This window comes from Brevibacterium sp. NPDC049920 (genome assembly GCF_040656435.1).
Taxonomy (GTDB): Bacteria; Actinomycetota; Actinomycetes; order Actinomycetales; family Brevibacteriaceae; genus Brevibacterium; species Brevibacterium pityocampae.
Window position 1 is genome coordinate 42142 of the sequence record NZ_JBFAMF010000009.1, and the last position, 19218, is coordinate 61359.

Here is a 19218-nt window from a genome sequence, read left to right on the forward strand (position 1 = left end):
GGGATGCGGTCCGCCGAGCCCCGCCGGTCAGGAGGCCGCCGAGGCGAGGGAGTGCGGTGGCCCGACCCGCGCTGCTGCGATGGAGATCCGTGGGGCGGAGTGATCGCGGGTGGTCCCGGGGGCCGCGGGGGCAACGGCACAGAGGGGTGCGAGCCGGGAACGCCCGGACTGCGACCGGGCACGGGCCCGGGTCGACCCTGCCGCGGACGTCGGGTTGGGTCCGGGTGCGAGGGCGGTCCGTGGCGATCGGTCATGCGTCCAGTATTCCGTGTGGGGCCGGCTGTGGTGTGGCGAGGGTGTTGCGGATCTGCACCGACACCCGCAGCAGCCCTTTCGGCTGCACCGCGGGTCGGTCCTAGCCGGTCAGCCCCAGCCGCTCAGACCCAGCCGGCTCGTGAACTCGCGGGGCTCGCCGGTGAGCGGGTCGGTGAAGGCGAGCCGCTCGGCGAGCAGCTGCAGGGGCGAGAAGAAGTCGTAGGGGTCCGGCGCGAGGTCCACCGGGTACACGGGGTCGCCGAGGATCGGCAGGCCCAGGCCATTCATGTGGACCCGCAGCTGGTGCGTCCTCCCGGTGTGCGGGGTGAGTCGGAAATCGCCGAGGCGACCTGCCGCGCCCAGGTACTCGATGGTGCTGTGTGCGTTCGGCTCGCCGGGCACCTCGAGCATCTGCCGGGTCCCCGGCTCTTTCTCCAGGCGGCTCCACCGCTCGACCCGACGCACGCACTCCTCACCGGGCCGCGCGGCCTCCCAGCCGCCGGAACCGAACCCGGCGGGCAGCTCGGCGAGCGCCCGGTACGTCTTGTGCACCCGCCGGTCCTGGAACAGCCGCTGGTAGGCGCCGCGGGTCTCCGGCCGGCGGGACAGCACGAGCAGCCCGGCCGTCACGCGGTCGAGGCGGTGGATCGCCACGAGGTCGGGCTCCTCGCGCTCGACCCGCAGCCGGGTGACGGCGCACTCGCGGACGAACCGGCCGTTCGGGGTGCTCGCGAGGAAGTGGGGCTTGTCGACGACGAGGAGGTCGGCGTCCGAGTGGACGATGCCGATCTCGAACGGGATCCGGGCCTCCGGCGGCACCGGGCGGTGGAACCAGTAGAACCCGCCGGGGATCACCGGATCCGTCGCCGCGATCGGGCGTCCGGTCCCGTCGCACAGGCACCCGGCGTCCGAGACCGTCTGCGGATCCTGGGCGAGCAGCCCGGCGATGTCCGCCGCGGAGGCGTCCGGGAACTCCGCGCGCAGCCACTCCCCGACAGTCGCCGGCACAGGATCGCCCGACCGCGTGTGGGTCTGGTGGCCGCCGGGGGCGCGCAGCCGGTTCGCGGAGATCCCCTGACGCGGCGGCAGCGGGCTCACCGGCACGGCGGCACCTCGGGCGGTCCCTTCGAAGCAGCCTGACCGCGCCTCACAGGCGGACGTCCTCCCCCGCCTCGGCGAGGAGCTCGGCGACGGTCTGCTGACGGCGGATGCAGGTGAACTTCGCCGTCGACCCGTCCGAGGTGTAGGCGTAGACCGGGATGCGCGGCAGCGCGTTGTAGGCGAAGGGGGTGGAGAAGTAGTAGGCACCGGTGTCGTGGATGAGCGCGATGTCGCCGGGGTCGAGGCCGGGGATCACGAATTCGCGGCCGATCATGTCGCCGCTGAAGCAGCACGGCCCGGCGAGGTCCTGGATCCGGTTCGGGTTCCGGCTGGGTGTGCCGTCGGCGTGGAAGGCGCTCACCCGCAGCGGCCAGGCCTGCGGCATGAAGACCGTGCGGGTCGCGGTCTGCGCACCCGCGTGACCGATCGCGAACGCCCGCTGCCCGACGTTCTTCGTGTACTCGATGCGGGTGGCGATCGACCCGGCCTTGGCGAGCAGCGAGCGGCCGAACTCGGTGAGCACGGTGTACCTGCCGCTGAACAGCTCCGGCACCGCGCGCTCGAGCACCTCGGCGTAGGTGTGGAACGTCGGGGTGATCTCGTCGGAGCCGAAGTTCACGCTCAGCCCGCCGCCGATGTCGATCCGGGTGATCTGCTGGAACCCGGCGCCCTCCGTGACGGATTCGGCGAGCGACACGATCCGGCTGATGCCTTCCGCAGCGAGGTCGAGCCCGACGCCCTGCGACCCGGAGTGGACGTGGAGCTGGGTGATCCAGGGGCGGGCGACGATCGTGTCGACGAGCGCCTGCCGGGATTCCTCGTCGATGAGGGGGATGCCGAACTTCGTCGTGGTCGTCGCGGTGCTCATCTCGCCGATCGACCCGGAGCCGACGACCGGGTTGACCCGAACTCCGATCACCGAGCGCGTGTCGATCTCCGCCCGCAGCTCCTCGATCCGGGCGAGCTCCTGGTAGGAGTCGATGTTCACTGCCGCGCCCACGGTCAGGCAGTGACGGATCTCCGGCACGGTCTTCGCCGGCGAGTCGAGGACGATCCGCTCCGGTGGGAAGCCGGCGGCCTCGGCCATCGCGAACTCCCCGGGGCTCGCGACCTCGACGCCCATCCCGCGGTCGGCGAGGAACCGCAGCAGCGGGACGAGGGTGACGGCCTTGCACGCCACGAGGTGGATCGTGTCCGGGATCGAACTGAATGCCCAGCTCAGCGCTTCGATCTGGGTTTCGACCGCCTCGGTGTCGATGATCCCGACGACCGGCTGCTCTGCGGTGATGAGGGATTCGGCGGCGAGGGAGCGGACGGCGGCATAGCGGCGGTCGACGAAATCAGCCATGCGGGCAGTCTATCGACGGCGCCCGCCGCCGAGGCGCCCGCCGGCTCCCCCGGCCCCGCACCTGCCCGGCCCCGCCGCCGAGGCGTCCGCCGGCTGCCGTGCCACAGCCGGCCCCCAGCCGGTCGTCAGGGCGACGCATGCCGTCATCCATCGTCACTGTGCGACGAGGGATGACGCCGGTGTGACGCACCGCGTCGCTCTGCGTCCCGGTCCGCTCCACCGGACCCCGCCGCCTCCCTACGGTGGCGACACAGCTCACACCGAGCACAGGAGTGCACAGCACCCCACCGATCGCACGACAGCACCCCACCGGCCACCCGACATCACCGCCCCCACCGACCAGGAGGTCAGCCCATGCGCACACCGAGACCGTCCGCGCTCCTCGGAGCCGGCCTCGCGATGCTCGCGCTGCTCGGCGGCTGCGCTGCACCCGGCACCGAGCTCGCCGCCGCCTCCCGGCCCGGCACCGGCCCCGGCTCAGCCGACTCCGCCGGCGGCACGCTCGTCTACGGCCACCAGCAGGAGCCGCCCTGCGTACACGGCGGCTGGATCGAGCAGGGCTACCTGTCCCACCAGGTGCTCGACGCCCTCGTCTCCCTCGACGAGGACGGGCAGGTGGTCCCCTGGCTCGCCACCGACTGGCACGAGTCCGCCGACCACCTGACCTGGACCTTCACCCTGCAGGAGGGGCCCACCTTCTCCGACGGCACACCGGTCGACGCGCAGGCGGTCGTCGACAACATCGACTACTGGCTCGCCGGCGGCAACGGCACCGCGCAGGTGTGGATCGGCCCCTACGTCGACTCCGCCCGTGCTCTCGACGCCACCACGGTGGAGGTCGCGCTCTCCCAGCCCTACCCCCGGTTCGCGGAGAACCTCACCCAGCCCTACTTCGGTCTCCAGTCGCCGGCCGCACTGGCGGAGCGGACCGCGGAGGAGAACTGCCGGCAGCCGATCGGCTCCGGCCCGTTCACCGTCGCCGCATGGAACCGCGGACAGAACATCGTGCTCGACCGCCGCGACGACTACGACTGGGCGCCGGCGAACGCCGCCGTCCAGGGACCGGCCCGGGTGGCGCGCGTAGACTGGCGCTTCATCACCGACCCCACTGCCCGCACCGCGGCCCTGCGCTCCGGCGAGGTCGACGCGATCTACGACATCCAGGCCTTCGAATGGTCCGCTCTCGAATCCGAGGGCTACGAGCTCCACCGCTACGTCACCCCGGGCCGCCCCCAGCAGCTGAGCTTCAACACCAGCCGCGGGCCGTTCGCCGACGAGCGCGTCCGGCAGGCCTTCGCCTACAGCCTCGACCGCGAATCCGTCGTCGAGGCCGTGGGCCGCGGGGTCATCCCCTACGAGGGCAACGGCCCGGTGAGCCGCTCCACCCCGGCCTACAGCGAGGAGGCCGCGGCCCGCTACTCCTACGACCCCGAGCGCGCCCGGGAACTCCTCGACGACGCCGGCTGGGAGGTCGGCGCGGACGGGGTGCGCGTCAAGGACGGCGCGCGCCTCCACATCGACTTCCCCTACGCGATCAACCGCACGATCAACCAGGACGGCGCGGCGATCATCCAGGGGCTCCAGCAGTACGCCGAAGAGGTGGGCTTCGAGGTCGAGCTCATCCCCTTCCCACCGAGCGCGGCCGCCGCCGGCGCCTACTCCGGGCCCGAGGACTACGACGTCAGCATCGGCTACTGGACCTCCGTCAACGCCGGCATCCTGCTCGTCAACTGGCGGCAGAACCTCCCGGATTCGCCCAACCCGTCCAACTCCGCCTTCTACAACGACCCCGCGCTCGAGGCCACGATCCGCGAGGCGAACTCCGCCGTCGACCCCGACGGGCAGGACGCCCTCTACCGGCAGGCTCAGGAGTACATCGCCGACCGGGCGCTGTCGATCGGCGTGTACGACCGGCTGAGCACGCTCGCCGTCGGTCCGCACGTCGACGGCATCCGCCAGGAGAACTCACAGGGAGGACCGGTCTTCCATGACGCCCACCTCGTCGACTGACACGCACCCGGCAGGCACCACGGACCCCGGCCGCCGCCGAGGCGCCCTGCCCGATGGCACCGGCCCCGCCGCAGGCCGACTCGGCTCCCGGCCCTCCCGGCCCCGCACCGGGCCCGCCCGCCTCGTCACGTGGACCCGGCGCCTCGGCCGCTGGCCGGGACGCCTCGCCGCGGCGCTCCTCGTCATGTGGGGCGCGGTCACCGTGGCGTTCCTCGCCCAGCTCGCGCAGCCCGGCGACCGGGCGGCGGTGATCCGCAACCTCCGCACCGGCCAGACGCAGGAGCGCACCCCGGCCGAGCTCGCCCCGGTCAACGCCGAGTACGGCTTCGACGCCCCACCGTTCGAGCAGTACCTGTCCTACCTCGGCGGGCTGCTCCGCGGCGACCTCGGCGTCTCCTACCAGCAGCACCGGCCGGTGTGGGACATGATCGCCGAACAGCTCGGCGCGACCGTGGCGCTCTCGCTCACCGCGCTCGCCCTCGCCTGGGTCCTCATGGTGGCCTGGGTGGCGCTCACCGCCGGCCGGTCCCCGCGGGTCCGCGGTCTCGCCTCCACGGTCGAGGTGTTCGCCGCGAGCGTGCCCCAGTACTGGCTCGGGGTGCTCCTGCTCCTGGTGTTCGCCCTCGAGCTCGGCTGGGTGCCGGTGGTGGGCGGCAGCGGACCGGCGGCACTCGTCCTGCCCGCCCTCACGCTGGCGATCCCGCTCGCCGGGTTCCTCGGGCAGGCCACGCGGGCGGAGTTCGAGCTCGCGCTGAGCCGGCCGTTCGTGCTGTCGGCCCGGGTGCGCGGCATGGGCGACCTCGGGGTGCGGCTGCGGCATGTGCTGCGCCATGCCGCGATCCCGCCGCTCACCCTGTCCGGCTGGGCGCTCGGCGCCACCGTGTCCGGGGCGGTGATCGTCGAGTCGGTGTTCAACCGCAACGGCATCGGCCGGGTCCTCGTGTCCGCGATTGAGGCCCAGGACCTGCCTGTCGCCACCGGGATCATTGTCCTCATCGCCGCCCTCTACGTCCTCGTCAACCTGGCGGTCGACGCGCTCGCCGCCCTCATCGATCCGAGGTTGAAAGCATGACCACCCCGCCGCTGATCCCCGCCCGCACCGCACCCCCGACCGGCGCCCCGGGTTCGCTCGTCCCGCCGTCCTCCACCCCGGTGCCCGGCGCCGAGGCGACCCTCGCACCCCAGGCCGGCGCCCCGCGGCGTCCGCGCCGCCGCCCGCCCCTCGGCCCGCTCGCGGCCACCGCGACGCTCGCGGTGTTCGCGCTCGCCGCGGTGGCGCCGGGCCTGCTCGCCCCGGGCAGCCCGGAGGCGCTCGACCTCGGCGCCACCCTGCAGGCGCCCTCGGCCGCGCACTGGTTCGGCACCGACGAACTCGGCCGCGACCTCTACACCCGCGTGGTCCACGGCACCGGGCTGTCGCTCCTCATCGGGCTCGGGGCGGCGGCGGTGAGCCTCACGCTCGCGGTGCTGCTCGCCGCGGCCTCTGCGCTCACCGGCCGGATCCTGTCCGGCGCGGCCGACCGCACGATCGAGATCCTCTTCGCCTTCCCCACCCTGCTCCTCGCGCTGCTCCTCATCGCCACGCTCGGCCCCTCGCCGCTCAGCCTTGTGCTCGCCGTCGGGGTGGGCACCGCGCCGGGGTACGCGCGGATCGTGCGCGGGCAGCTGCTCTCGGCCCGCACCTCCGGCTATGTCGAGGCGGCCACCGCGCTCGGCCACGGGCGGCTGCGGATCGTCGCGGCGCACATCCTGCCGAACGCGCTGCGCCCGCTCGTCGGGATCTTCACGATGTCGATCGGCCAGTCGATCGTGTGGGCCTCGAGCCTCGCGTTCCTCGGCCTCGGGGTCGCACCCCCGTCGCCGGAATGGGGTGCGCTGCTCGACGCCGGGCGCGCCTACCTCACCGCCGCCGGCTGGCTCGTCGTCATCCCCGGCCACGTCATCGCCGTGCTCGCGCTCGCCACCACGACGCTCGGCAAGCACATCCAGACCCGCCTCGAGACAGGACGCTGACATGACCTCCGAACTCCTCACGACCATCACCCCCGCCGACGGTCGGCCCGGCAGCGGTCACGCCGGGCCGTCCACGGGCACCGGGCCCGCCGGGACCGGCCCTGCCCGCACCGGCGCCGAGGCGCCCGGCGGCTCCCGGCACTCCCCCGCCGGCGCGCCCGCCGGCTCCTCGGACCTCGGGGCGCCGCGGCTCCGGGTGGAGAACCTCCGCGTCGGGTTCCGCCGGGAGGGCGAGCTCCGGGAGATCGTCCACGGCCTGTCCTTCGAGCTCCACCCGGGGCGGTGCGTGGCGATCGTCGGCGAGTCCGGCTCCGGCAAGAGCGTCACCGCCCGCACGCTCGTCGGCCTCCCCGGCCACGGCGCCGAGGTCCGCGCCGACGCCCTGCGCCTCGGCGACCACGACCTGCTCACCGCCGGCGAGCGCACCTGGCAGCGGATCCGCGGCGCGGAGATCGGCTTCGTCCTCCAGGACGCGCTCGTCTCCCTCGACCCGCTGCGCCCGGTCGGGGCGGAGATCGCCGAGGCGCTGCGCCTCCACGGCGTCGGTCCGCGCGCGGTCCGCGCCCGGCGCGCCGTCGAGCTGCTCGCCGCCGCCGGCGTCCCCACCCCGGAGGTCCGCGCCCGGCAGCGCCCCGGAGAGCTCTCCGGCGGGCTGCGGCAGCGCGCCCTCATCGCCTCGGCGATCGCGCTCGGCCCCCAGGTGCTCGTCGCCGACGAGCCGACGACCGCGCTCGACGTCACCGTCCAGGCGCAGGTGCTGGGGGTGTTCGAGCAGATGAAGGCGGCCGGCGAATCGCTCATCCTCATCAGCCACGACCTCTCCGTGGTGGCGCACCTCGCCGACGAGGTGTTCGTCATGCGCGGCGGGCACGTCGTCGAACAGGGGCCCACCGCTGAGGTCCTCGCCCGGCCCGCGCACCCCTACACCCGGGCGCTCATCCGGGCGGTGCCGAGCGCGGCCACCCGCGGCCGGCGCCTCAGCGCGGGACCGGACGAGGCGGACGCCGCTTCCGTGAGCGCCTCCGGCCGGGCGGCGATCGGTGCCCGGCCGGAGCGCACCTCGGCTCCGGTGGGCGCCCCGGGCCCGGCGGGTGCTCAGGGTCCGGTGGGCGCTCAGGGTCCGGTGGGCGCTCAGGGTCCGGTGGGCACCCCGACGGAGATCGTGCTCGAGGCGCGCGAGCTGACCCGGACCTTCCGCGGACGCCGCGGGAGGGTGCACCGGGCGGTCGACGGCGTGTCCTTCCGGCTCCACCGGGGCGAGGTCCTCGGGATCGTCGGTGAATCCGGGTCGGGGAAGTCGACCACGGCTCGGATCGCGCTCGGCCTCGAGTCCGCGGACTCCGGCACCGTGACCCTCCTCGGCCACGACTGGTCGGCCCTCCCCGAGCGGAGGCGGCGGGCCCTGCGCTCCCGGATCTCCGTCGTCCAGCAGGACCCGCTGAGCTCCTTCGACCCGCGCTGGAGCGTCGAACGGATCCTCCGCGACGCGCTCTCCGTGCGCTCCTCCGGCTCGGACTCTGCGGGTTCGAACGCTGCAGGTTCGGGCGGAGCCGGGTCGGGTGCTGCGGATTCCGGCGCCGATCCGGCCGGGCGCAGCGGCGCCGGGCCGCATGCCGAGGTGCTCCGGCTCCTCGGCCTCGTCGGGCTCGCCCCGGAGGTCGCCGGGCGGAATCCTGCCACGCTGTCCGGCGGGCAGCGCCAGCGGGTGTCGATCGCCCGGGCGCTCGCCCCGGAGCCTGATGTCCTCGTGCTCGACGAGGCGGTGTCCGCGCTCGACGTGTCCGTGCAGGCCCAGATCCTCGACCTGCTCGCGGACCTGCGGCGGCACCTCGGCACGAGCTGCCTCTTCATCTCCCACGACCTCGGTGTCATCAGCCACCTGAGCGATCGGGTGCTCGTGATGAAGGACGGCCGGGTCGTGGAGTGCGGCACGCCCGAGCAGATCTTCGACGCCCCCGCGCACCCCTACACCCGCACGCTCGTCGAGTCCCTCCACACGCTCGACCGCTCGGCCGCCGCCGCGACGGCACCGGCATCCGCCCGACCCCACTGACCTCCTGAGCCCGCTGGCCTCCTGACCCCACTGACCTCCTGACCTTGTGACCTTCTGACCCCACCGATCGTCCGTCACACACGGACCACCCCACACCCACCGACACCGTCTTCCGACGTCCACCGACAGTCACGAAGGAGTCCACCATGACCCGCCCGCTGCTCTTCAACGCGTTCCTCATGAACACCCCCTCGCACATCCAGCACGGCCAGTGGCGCCACCCGGACGCCGGCCAGGTCGAGTACCAGGGCCTCGACCTGTGGCTCGACCTCGCGCGCACGCTCGAGCGCGGACTGTTCGATGCGATGTTCTTCGCCGACGTGTCCGGGCTCTATGGGCCAGCCGACGGCTCCTACGTCGACAACGTCCACGAGGGGCTGCAGATCCCGAGCAACGACCCGACCGTGCTGCTCGGCGCGCTCGCGGCGGTGACGGAGCACATCGGGCTGGCGACGACCTCGAACGTCATGCAGAACCCGCCGTTCAACTTCGCCCGCCAGATCTCTACCCTCGATCATCTGTCGAAGGGCCGCATCGCCTGGAACATCGTGACCTCGACGCAGGAGAACGCCGCCCGGAACTTCGGGCTGCCCGGACTCGTCGAGCACGACGCCCGCTACGACTGGGCCGACGAGTACGTCGACGTCGTGTACAAGCTGTGGGAGGGGTCCTGGGACGAGGGCGCGCTGCTCAAGGATCGGGCCGGCGGCCGGTTCGCCGACCCCGCCCGGATCCACAAGATCCACCATGTCGGCGAGCGCTACCGGGTCGAGGGCCCGCACCTGCCCGCGCCGAGCCCGCAGCGCACGCCGCTGCTGTTCCAGGCCGGCGGCTCCCCGCGCGGCATCGCGTTCGCCGCCCGACACGCGGAGGCGGTGTTCATCGCCACCCCGAACCCGGATGTCGCCCGGCAGCACATCGACGGGGCGCGCGAGCAGGCGGTGGCGAACGGCCGGCACGGTGACGACATCCGGTTCTTCCAGGGCATGAGCTTCGTCATCGGCAGCACCGAGGCCGAGGCGCAGGCGAAGAACCGCGACCTCCTCGACTACGCCTCGGACACCGGGTACGCGACGCACGCCTCGATCGGCGTCCTGCCCGACGGCACGCGCCTGCCGGCCGACACCCCGCTCAAGGACATCCCGAACAACGGCGGCCGCGGGCACGTCGAGTGGCTGCGGGCGGCGACCCCGGGCCGCGAGCCGGTGCTCGGCGATCTCGCGCGGAACCGGATGATCGGCCAGTCGCTCGCCGGGGCCCCGGAGCAGATCGCCGACCGGCTCGCCGAGTGGCAGCGGGCGGGGGTCGATGGCATCAACGTCGTCAACTGGCGCCTGCCGGAGTCGTACACCGACTTCATCGACCACCTGCTGCCGACCCTGCAGGAGCGCGGCCTGGCGAAGACCTCCTACGGCGAGGCGACGACGTTGCGCGGCCGGATCTTCGGTCACGACCGGCTCCCCGACCGCCACCCGGCCGCCCGCTACCGCGGCGCCTTCGGTGATCGGGCAGCAGGAGCAGCCGGGGCGGGCGGAAGCGAGTCGCGCGATACCGATTCGGGCGACACCGAGGCGACGACCCCCACACCGGCGCCCGCCTTCTCCGGCTCCCCCGCCTGAACCGGTTGGCCGCGGCACCTCGGGCACGGGAGTGCCGCGGTCGCCGCTATGCCCGGTCGACGAGGGCGTCGATGTCGGTGCCGACGGGCAGTGTCCCGTACTCGCGTCCCCGGTCCGCGCCCAGGCGCGCGGCGACGAACGCCTCGGCCACCTCCGTGGGTGCTGACTCGAGGAGGATCGCGGCCTGGAGGAGGAGCGCCATCTGCTCGACGAGCACACGGCCGCCGCCCTGCACCCGCGCGAGCTCCGAGGCGTCGCCGCCGGACACCGCCGTGAGCGCGGACTGCAGCGCGGCGGCGAGACCCTCATAGGCGCGGTCGAAGTCCGCGTGCCGCCCCAGCCCGTTCTCGAGGTACCCGAGGAATGCCTTCGCCGTATGCGGCTCCCGGGCCAGCGCCCGGAGCACGTCGAGCACGATGACGTTCCCGGATCCCTCCCACACCGCCATCACCGGCTGCTCGCGGTAGCGGCGGGCGAGCGGGAACGCCTCGGTGTAGCCGTTGCCGCCCAGGCACTCGAGCGACTCGTAGGCGTGCTCGGGCCCGCGCTTGCACACCCAGTACTTCGCCACCGCGGTGGCGAGCCGGCGGAAGTCGGCCCGGTCGGAACCCCCGCCGCCCTCGGCCGCGGCATCGTCGTCGTGCGCGGCGGCGATGTGGAGGGCGGTCCAGGTCGCGGCCTCGGCCTCGAGCTGGAGGTCGGCGAGCACGGACCGCATGAGCGGCTGATCGATGAGCGTCGCACCGAACGCCGCCCGGTGCCGGGCGTGCCAGGCCGCCTCGGCCACGCCCTGGCGCATGCCGGCCGCGGAGCCGAGGATGCAGTCGAGCCGGGTGCGCGACACCATCTCGATGATCGTGCGCACACCGCGTCCCGGATCGCCGAGCAGCCAGCCGTGCGTGCCGTCGAACTCGGCCTCCGATGAGGCATTGGAGCGGTTACCGAGCTTGTCCTTGAGGCGCTGGATCCGGAACGGGTTGCGCTCCCCGCCGGGCAGCACGCGCGGCACGACGAAGCAGCTCAGCCCCTCCGGCAGCTGGGCGAGGACGAGGAAGGCGTCGGACTGCGGAGCGGAGCAGAACCACTTGTGGCCGGTGATGAGGTGATGGTCTCCGGCCGGCACGGCCCGGGTGGTGTTGGCGCGGACGTCTGAGCCGCCCTGCTTCTCCGTCATGGCCATGCCGAAGGTCACCGCAGTCTTCTCCGCCGGGTCGATGAGCCGCGGGTCATAGTCCGCAGCGGTGGCCCGGGGCACCCAGAAGTCCGCGAGCGCACTGTCGGTGCGCAGCGAGGGGACGACCGCATGGGTCATCGACACCGGGCAGGCGTGTCCCGGTTCGATCTGGGAGAACAGCATGAACCGGGCGGCGCGCTCGGCGTCGGCACCCGGCCCGTCCTGCGTCCAGGCGAGCGAGTGGGTTCCGGCGCGCAAGGACTCCCCGATGATCCGGTGGTAGGCGGGGTGGAATTCGATGTCGTCGACGCGGTGGCCCCAGCGGTCGTGCGTGTGGAGCTGCGGGCCGTGGACGTTCGCGAGCCGCGCGTCCTCCTGGAACCCGGCGCTGCCGACGAGCTCCCCGATCCGGTGGAGCTCCCCCGTGTCCGCGTCCGGCGCGTAGCGGGCCACGGCCTCCCGGAGCGCAGTGTCGAGGGCGAACTCGTCGACGTCGCGGCGCGGGGCGGCCTGGTTGAGGACGGTGTGGGTGACGGTCATGAGGCTCCTAGCGCTCGTCGGGAGTAGAGGGTGATCGCGGCGATGAGGTGCTCGATCCGCGCCGGATCCGGTGCGGGCATGTCGTGATCGAGGATGTCGAGGAGGTTCTCGGAGATCGTGCCGACGAGGGCACGGGCGGCGATGACCGCGTCGTCCCCGGTGATCGGCACAGCCCCCGCGGCGCTCGTCCTCTCGAGGCCGGCGGCGATCACCACGGCGTACCCGCGGCGCAAGCGGGAGCGCTCGCGCTGGACCGCCTCGGGCACGGGTTCGAGGAGGAGGGCGTGGGCGAGCCGACGTCCGGCGACGGCGCGCTCGACGAAGGTCCGGGTCACCGAACTCGCACACTCCTCCGGCGTGGTCGCCCGGGCGATGGCGCGTTCGACGGCGGCGAGCTCGTAGCCGGCGGCATCGGCGAACACCGCAGCGAGCAGCGCATCCCGGTTGGAGAAGTACGAGTAGACGAGCCCGGCGCTGCACCCGGCGCGGCACGCGACGGCCGCGACGCTCGCGGCACCGAATCCACCCTCGGCGACGAGATGCCTCGCAGCACGCTGGATCCGGGTTCGGCGCTGCGCCGCGTTGGCCCGCGTCCGCGCTGTCTCCCGATACACGCGTCCTCGCTTCCCCTAAGAATTGAATCGTGGTTCAATGCTTGTAGTGTGGCACCGATCACAAGGAGAAGCAATGAAGCTCAGCACACTGCTCGACGCCTCCGTCCGCCGCGACCCGGGCAAAGAGGCCCTGGTCTACGGCACAGAGCGCTATTCCTATGCCGAGCTCCGGGAGAAGGCTCTGCGCGCCGCTCGCGTGCTCGCCGATCACGGCATCGGCACCGGCGACACCGTGGGAATCATGACCTTCAACGTGCCGGGCTTCGTGTTCGCCGCGTTCGGCGCGTGGTACCTCGGCGCGACCGTGGTGCCGGTCAACCACAAGATGCAGGCGCCGGAGGTGAAGTACACGATCGAGCACTCCGGCGCGCAGCTCGGGATCGTCAGCGCCGAGCTCGCCGACATCGCGCGCAAGGGCGCCGGCGGCATCACGTGGCTCGAGACGGAGTCCGATGCAGCGGACTCCTTCGACAGCCTGCTCACTGCGGCCGAACCCGCGGAACCGGCCGACTTCGACGACAGCACGACAGCCCAGGTGCTCTACACCTCGGGCACGACGAGCGCTCCCAAGGGCTGCGTCCACTCGCACCGGAACATCGCTCAGGTCGCCACGCTCATCTCGCTCAACCTCGCGCTCCGGCCCGACGAGCGGTACCTCATCTGCATGCCGATCTGGCATTCGGCGCCGCTGAACATCTGCCTGCTGCCGATGATGCTCGTCGGAGGCACCGCGGTGCTCCAGCGCGAGTACCACCCGGTCGAGTCGATGAAGATCATCGCCGAGGAGCGGATCACGACGTTCTTCGGGCCGACGATCGCCTACGTCGCCCCGATCCTCACCGCGAAGAAGCTCGGCCTCGACTTCTCCGCCTACGACTTCTCCTCGATCCGGCGCTGGACCTATGGCGGCGCGCCGATCGACCGCGAGACGGCGAAGATGCTCATCGACACCTATCGGACGGATCAGTTCTACAACCTGTTCGGGATGAGCGAGATGGGCCCGACCGGCTGCCTGCTGTGGCCGGAGGACCAGATCCGCAAGGCCGGCTCCGTGGGCAGATCAGCGATGCTCGGAAACGAGATGCGCGTGGTCAAGGCCGACGGCACCGATGCCGGCCCGGGCGAGACCGGGGAGATCTGGTTCTCCGGGGACTGCCGGATGCAGGGCTACCTCAACAATCCCGAGGCGACCGCGGCGGCCTTCGATGGCGACTGGTACCGCTCCGGGGACATCGCGCGCCTCGACGAGGACGGCTATCTCTACATCGTCGACCGGAAGAACGACGTCATCATCGTCGGCGGGGAGAACGTGTACTCGCTCGAGGTCGAGGAGGCGATCATCGCGCACCCCGACGTCGTCGATGTCGCGGTGGTGGGCCGCCCCGATCCCGATTGGGGCGAGCAGGTGGTGGCCGTGGTGACGACCGCCGACGGCTCCCCGGTCGACCTCGAGACGCTGCGCGACCACCTGTCCGACAAGCTCGCCCGCTACAAGCTCCCCCGCGAGGTCATCGTCACCGAGGAGCTGCCCCGCAACCCCTCGGGCAAGCTGCTGAAGAACCGGCTGCGCGACACGGTCGCCGGGACCTGAACGCACTCAGGTGGTCACAGATCCTCGATCCGCATGCTCGGAATCGTGGAACTGTGACCACCTGAGCGCTCCCGGCGCCGAGGCGCCGGCCGGCAGGAGCCGGGCCGGCGCCTCGGCCGGGACGTGCGTCAGTACTCGATGACGACGCGGCCCTCGATCTTGCCGTGCTCCATCTCGTCGAAGATCGCATTGATGTCGCCGAGCGGGCGCTTGCTGTACGTCGGCTTGATCTTTCCGGCAGCGTAGAACTCGAGCGCCTCCTCCATGTCCTGGCGGGTGCCGACGATCGAGCCGCGGATCGTCAGTCCCTTGAGGACGATGTCGAAGATCGGCGCCGGGAACTCGCCCGGGGGCAGCCCGTTGAACACGATCGTGCCGCCGCGGCGGGTCATGTCGATCGCCTGGCGGAACGCCGCCGGGTGGACGGCGGTGACGAGCACGCCGTGCGCGCCCCCGGTCTTCGACTGGATCTCCTCGGCCGGGTCGACGGCGAAGGCGTTGACGGTAATCTCCGCGCCGTGCTTCTTCGCCAGCGCGAGCTTGTCGTCGGCGACGTCGACGGCGATCACACGCATGCCCATCGCCACCGCGTACTGCACCGCGATGTGCCCGAGGCCGCCGATCCCGGAGATCACGACCCACTGGCCGGGCCGCACCTCGGTGCGCTTGAGGCCCTTGTACACGGTGACGCCGGCGCACAGCACGGGGGCGATCTCGTAGGGGTCGGCGCCCTCGGGGATCTTCGCGGCGTAGTCCGCCTCGACGAGCATGTACTCGCCGAACGAGCCGTCGACGGAGTAGCCGCCGTTGGTCTGCTGCTCGCACAGGGTCTCCCAGCCGGTGCGGCAGTACTCGCACTGCCCGCAGCCCGAGGCGAGCCAGGCGTTGCCGACCATGTCGCCGACCGCGAGTGAGGTCACGCCCTCACCGACGGCCTCGACGACTCCCACGCCCTCGTGGCCGGGGATGAAGGGCGGCTCGGGCTTGACCGGCCAGTCGCCGTGGAGGGCGTGGAGGTCGGTGTGGCAGACGCCGCTGGCGATGAGCTTCACCAGTGCCTGCCCGCGCCCGGGGGTGGGCGTCTCGACGTTCTCTTCGACGGTGATGGAGTCGCCGAACTGCTCGACTACTGCTGCTCTCATGGTGGACATGTCACTGAATCCTTCTCGTAGCGGTTCACTTCAGGGATGGAAAGGGGTCACGTCGGGGACGGCGGAGCCGCCCGGGGACAGGTGGATCGGGGTGGGACGGGTGGCCCCGTCCGGGGGCGGTCCGGGGACGCGCCCGGGACCGAGGGGTGGTACCGGTGCCCTCCGGCCGCGCCGCGCAGGCGTCACGCAGCCCGGCCGGAGGCTCGGAGGACGCGGCTCAGAAGAAGCCGAGCGCGTTGTCCGAGTAGCTCACCAGCAGGTTCTTCGTCTGCTGGTAGTGGTCGAGCATCATCAGGTGGTTCTCGCGGCCGATGCCCGAGCTCTTGTACCCGCCGAACGCCGCGTGCGCCGGGTAGCTGTGGTAGTTGTTCACCCACACGCGCCCGGCCTGGATCGCCCGCCCGGCCCGGTAGGCGATGTTGCCGTTGCGGCTCCACACGCCGGCGCCGAGGCCGTACAGGGTGTCGTTGGCCACGGAGATTGCCTCGTCGTAGTCCTCGAACGAGGTGAGCGCGAGGACCGGGCCGAAGATCTCCTCCTGGAAGATCCGCATCGAGTTGTCGCCCTGGAACACCGTCGGGGCGACGTAGTAGCCGTCGGCGAGGTCGCCGTCGAGCTGCGCCTGCTCACCGCCGACGAGCACCTTCGCGCCCTCCTGCTTGCCGATGTCGAGGTAGGACTTGATCTTCTCGAGCTGGTCGTTCGAGGCCTGCGCGCCCACCTGGGTGTCGGTGTCGAGCGGGTTGCCCTGTTTGACGGACTTGACGCGCTCGATACCGGCGGCGACGAAGTCGTCGAAGATCGACTTCTGGACGAGCGCGCGGGACGGGCAGGTGCACACCTCGCCCTGGTTGAGGCCGAACATTGCGAAGCCCTCGAGCGCCTTGTCGTAGAAGGCGTCCTTCTCCTGCGCGACGTCGGCGAAGAAGATGTTCGGGCTCTTGCCGCCGAGCTCGAGGGTGACCGGGATGAGGTTCTGCGAGGCGTACTGCATGATGAGCCGGCCGGTGGTCGTCTCACCGGTGAACGCGATCTTGCGGATCCGCTTGTTCGAGGCGAGCGGCTTGCCGCACTCGACGCCGAATCCGTTGACGATGTTGAGCACGCCCGGGGGCAGCAGGTCGCCGATGAGCTCGACGAGCACGAGGATCGAGGCCGGGGTCTGCTCGGCGGGCTTGAGGACGATCGCGTTGCCGGCGGCGAGCGCGGGGGCGATCTTCCACACCGCCATGAGGATCGGGAAGTTCCACGGGATGATCTGGCCGACGACGCCCAAGGGCTCGTGGTAGTGGTAGGCGACGGTGTCCTCGTCGATCTGCGACAGCGTCCCCTCCTGCGCGCGGATCGCCCCGGCGAAGTACCGGAAGTGGTCGACGGCGAGCGGCAGGTCCGCGTTGAGCGGCTCCCGGATCGCCTTGCCGTTGTCCCAGGTCTCGGCGACGGCGATCATCTCGAGGTTCTCCTCGATGCGGTCGGCGATCCGGGTGAGGATCACCGCGCGCTCCGCCGGCGAGGTCCTCCCCCAGGCGGGTGCGGCGCCGTGCGCGGCATCGAGGGCGACCTCGATGTCCTCGGCGGTGGATTGGGCGACCTCGCAGAACGGCTTGCCGGTGACCGGGCTGATGTTCTCGAAGTAGTTCCCCTTGACCGGGGCGACCCATTCGCCGCCGATCCAGTTGTCGTAGCGGGACTTGAATGTGACCTTCGAACCCTCGGTGCCGGGCTGTGCGTATACGACCATGCCAACTCCTTCGTCGTCATCGTGTACTCGTCCGGCCTCGTTGCCGGGAGATGCGTCCACGCTAATGCGACGGGGGTTGCCTCAAGGTTGCAGGCGAGGTGGGAGCGGTGCGCACGCCCGCAGAAGGGGCACGGGCGCCGAGGCGGGGGCCGGGGCCGAGGTGCGCGCCGGCCGGGTCACGCCCCGGCGAGGTCAGGCCGGGTCAGGCGCCGGCGAGGAGCTCCTCGAGGTGGGACACGACGAGGCTGCGCTTGGGCGAGCGGGCGGGCAGGATCCGCAGGCCCAGCCGCCAGGCCTCCTCGTCCGCGGCCGCCTCCGGGAGCTGGAGGTACTCCCACAGCTCCTCGGCGCTGCCGGATTCCAGCACGGCGCTGCGGAGCGCGGTGCTGAGCCGGCGCCGCTCGGCGTCGATCGCGGCGGAATCGGATCCCGGGAGCAGCTCGCCGCGGTAGTCGGCGAGCGCGGCGCCGAGCTCGCCTGCGGCGATCGCGCGGGTGACGCGGAGGAAGTCCGCGCTCATCCCGGCCGGCAGCCGGTAGGGCCGGGACAGCAGCGGCAGCTCGGGGCACCAGCGCTCGAGCACCTTGCGCAGGCGCGTCATCTCCGCGCGCAGGGTCACTGCCGCCAGCGGCTCCCCGTCGGTGGCGAGCAGCGCGGCGAGCTCGGCGCTCGACACCCCGCCCGGGTGGAGCGCGAGGATGGAGAGGATCTCCGCATGGCGCAGGCGCAGCTGCACCGGCCCGCCCTCGACGTCGAGGAGCGGCACCTGCAGCCCGGTCGCCCGCAGCACCGCGACGGTCCGGGGAGAGTCCTGCGCGCCTCGGCGGTGGGGTGCGGTCTGGTGGCCGGATGGGGCCGGGTCGCCGGATGGGGCCTGGTCACGGGGTGCGGCGAGGGGATCCGGGGTGAGCGAGGGCATCGGGGCGAGCGGGGCTTCCGGGGCGGGCGAGTTCTCCGGGGCGACCGCATGCAGGGATCCTGCATGGCGCGGCGAGGTGGACGGACCGACCCGCACCGGCCTCGCATCCGGCCCCGGCCTCGCGACCGGCACCGAGCTTGGGTCCCGCACCGACCTCGGCGGCCATCCGGGCTCAGGTGCCGGCGCGCTGTCGTGGAGCAGCACCCGCATCTCCGCCTGGGCGGCGGCGACGGCGGCCTCGACGAGCGGCTGGCTGTGGCGGGCGACGGCCTTCTCGTCACCGGTGAGGTCGACGACGCCGAGCAGCCGGCGGGTGCGCGGATCGCGGATCGGCACCGCGGTGCAGCTCCACGGGTGGACGGACCGCGCGAAGTGCTCCGGCCCGGTGATCTGGACCGACTCCCCCGTGACGAGCGCAGTGCCGGGGGCGCTCGTGCCGATCGACTCCTCCGACCAGTCCATCCCCGCCTCGAACCCCATGCCCGAGGCGCGACGCAGCGCGTCGTCGTCGCCGAGCACCCAGAGCATGCGGCCGTGCTCGTCGGCGATCGCGACGAGCAGGCCGGTGCCGGCGGCGGGGGCGGAGAGGAGCTGCTCAAACACCGGCAGCACGAGGCGCAGCGGGTGGGCGCTGCGCGCCTCGGCGAGCGCCCGGGCGTCGAGGGCATGGGCAGGGCTGCTGCGGTCGGGGTCGCGCCGGTGCTCGAGCGAGCGCTGCCAGGAGGAGCGCACGATCTCACGCAGGCCGCTGACCGCGGTCAGCTCTCCGGTGTCGAGCTGCTCGTGGGCTCTGAGCACGTTCGACTGGTTCGCCATCGTCGGCACCTCACAGGGGTCTGGATCCGCGCCTCGGTCGAGGCGTGCACCCGGCGGACGGCGATGTCCCGGTGGGTGCAGGTGGGACCAGTGTAATCACGATCACAGCACCGAACCAGGCTGGTGCCCGAGGGGCGCCGGGGGCGGCGAGGACAGGGGCGGCGGGCGGAGGGACCAGCGGATCGAACCGGCCGGAGGGATCAGCGGGTCGAACCGGACCGGGCCGCCGCCTGATGCAGTCCGCAACCCGCCCTGTAGTCTGTGTGCACCCGG

Annotated in this window: 13 protein-coding genes; 6 read left to right on the forward strand and 7 right to left on the reverse strand. The window is 72.4% G+C overall.

Annotated features, from left to right (window positions below; translation table 11 throughout):
- Positions 1-363: 363 nt before the first annotated feature.
- A complete protein-coding gene (locus AB0I45_RS10490) occupies positions 364-1359 on the reverse strand; it encodes a pseudouridine synthase (RefSeq protein ID WP_360318173.1) in 996 nt (331 codons plus the stop codon).
- 43 nt (positions 1360-1402) lie between these two features.
- Positions 1403-2704 (reverse strand): diaminopimelate decarboxylase, encoded by a 1302-nt coding sequence (locus AB0I45_RS10495; protein ID WP_247423140.1) that lies wholly within the window; start codon positions 2702-2704, stop codon positions 1403-1405.
- A 354-nt stretch (positions 2705-3058) separates the two neighbouring features.
- Between AB0I45_RS10495 and AB0I45_RS10500 the strand changes: the two genes are divergently transcribed.
- The 5 genes from AB0I45_RS10500 (at position 3059) to AB0I45_RS10520 (ending at position 10399) form a co-directional block, all read left to right on the forward strand.
- Entirely contained in the window at positions 3059-4714 is a 1656-nt protein-coding gene (locus tag AB0I45_RS10500) for an ABC transporter substrate-binding protein (RefSeq protein WP_345031860.1), read from the forward strand.
- The gene (locus tag AB0I45_RS10505; protein WP_360318177.1) at positions 4692-5786 is read left to right on the forward strand and encodes an ABC transporter permease; all 1095 of its coding nucleotides are present in this window, start codon (positions 4692-4694) and stop codon (positions 5784-5786) included. Before AB0I45_RS10500 ends, AB0I45_RS10505 begins: the two co-directional genes overlap by 23 nt.
- Positions 5783-6727 carry an ABC transporter permease gene (locus AB0I45_RS10510; RefSeq protein WP_360318180.1) on the forward strand — a complete coding sequence of 315 codons (945 nt, stop codon included), beginning with the start codon at positions 5783-5785 and terminating at the stop codon, positions 6725-6727. The genes AB0I45_RS10505 and AB0I45_RS10510 overlap by 4 nt, the downstream gene beginning before the upstream one ends.
- Before the next feature lies 1 nt (position 6728).
- Positions 6729-8780 carry an ABC transporter ATP-binding protein gene (locus AB0I45_RS10515; protein ID WP_360318183.1) on the forward strand — a complete coding sequence of 684 codons (2052 nt, stop codon included), beginning with the start codon at positions 6729-6731 and terminating at the stop codon, positions 8778-8780.
- A gap of 146 nt (positions 8781-8926) precedes the next feature.
- Positions 8927-10399, forward strand: a complete 1473-nt coding sequence (locus AB0I45_RS10520; RefSeq protein WP_295690449.1) for an LLM class flavin-dependent oxidoreductase — start codon at positions 8927-8929, stop codon at positions 10397-10399.
- 46 nt (positions 10400-10445) lie between these two features.
- On the opposite strand, the gene AB0I45_RS10525 is transcribed toward AB0I45_RS10520, so the two are convergent.
- Together AB0I45_RS10525 and AB0I45_RS10530 are read right to left on the reverse strand one after the other, a co-directional pair.
- Positions 10446-12113 (reverse strand): acyl-CoA dehydrogenase family protein, encoded by a 1668-nt coding sequence (locus AB0I45_RS10525; RefSeq protein ID WP_360318186.1) that lies wholly within the window; start codon positions 12111-12113, stop codon positions 10446-10448.
- The gene (locus AB0I45_RS10530) at positions 12110-12727 is read right to left on the reverse strand and encodes a TetR/AcrR family transcriptional regulator (protein ID WP_295690454.1); all 618 of its coding nucleotides are present in this window, start codon (positions 12725-12727) and stop codon (positions 12110-12112) included. Before AB0I45_RS10530 ends, AB0I45_RS10525 begins: the two co-directional genes overlap by 4 nt.
- Positions 12728-12800: 73 nt before the next feature.
- Between AB0I45_RS10530 and AB0I45_RS10535 the strand changes: the two genes are divergently transcribed.
- Positions 12801-14318 (forward strand): AMP-binding protein, encoded by a 1518-nt coding sequence (locus AB0I45_RS10535; RefSeq protein WP_295690456.1) that lies wholly within the window; start codon positions 12801-12803, stop codon positions 14316-14318.
- A gap of 128 nt (positions 14319-14446) precedes the next feature.
- Here the strand turns inward: AB0I45_RS10535 and adhP are convergent, their stop codons facing one another.
- From adhP to AB0I45_RS10550, 3 genes are all read right to left on the reverse strand, one after another.
- Positions 14447-15469, reverse strand: coding sequence for an alcohol dehydrogenase AdhP (gene adhP, locus AB0I45_RS10540; RefSeq protein WP_360318190.1), 1023 nt, complete (start codon positions 15467-15469; stop codon positions 14447-14449).
- Between the two features lie 217 nt (positions 15470-15686).
- Entirely contained in the window at positions 15687-17210 is a 1524-nt protein-coding gene (locus AB0I45_RS10545) for an aldehyde dehydrogenase family protein (RefSeq protein WP_295691198.1), read from the reverse strand.
- A 202-nt stretch (positions 17211-17412) separates the two neighbouring features.
- Positions 17413-18945: a hypothetical protein gene (locus AB0I45_RS10550; RefSeq protein ID WP_360318193.1), complete on the reverse strand. Its 1533-nt coding sequence runs from the start codon at positions 18943-18945 to the stop codon at positions 17413-17415.
- Positions 18946-19218 lie beyond the last annotated feature (273 nt).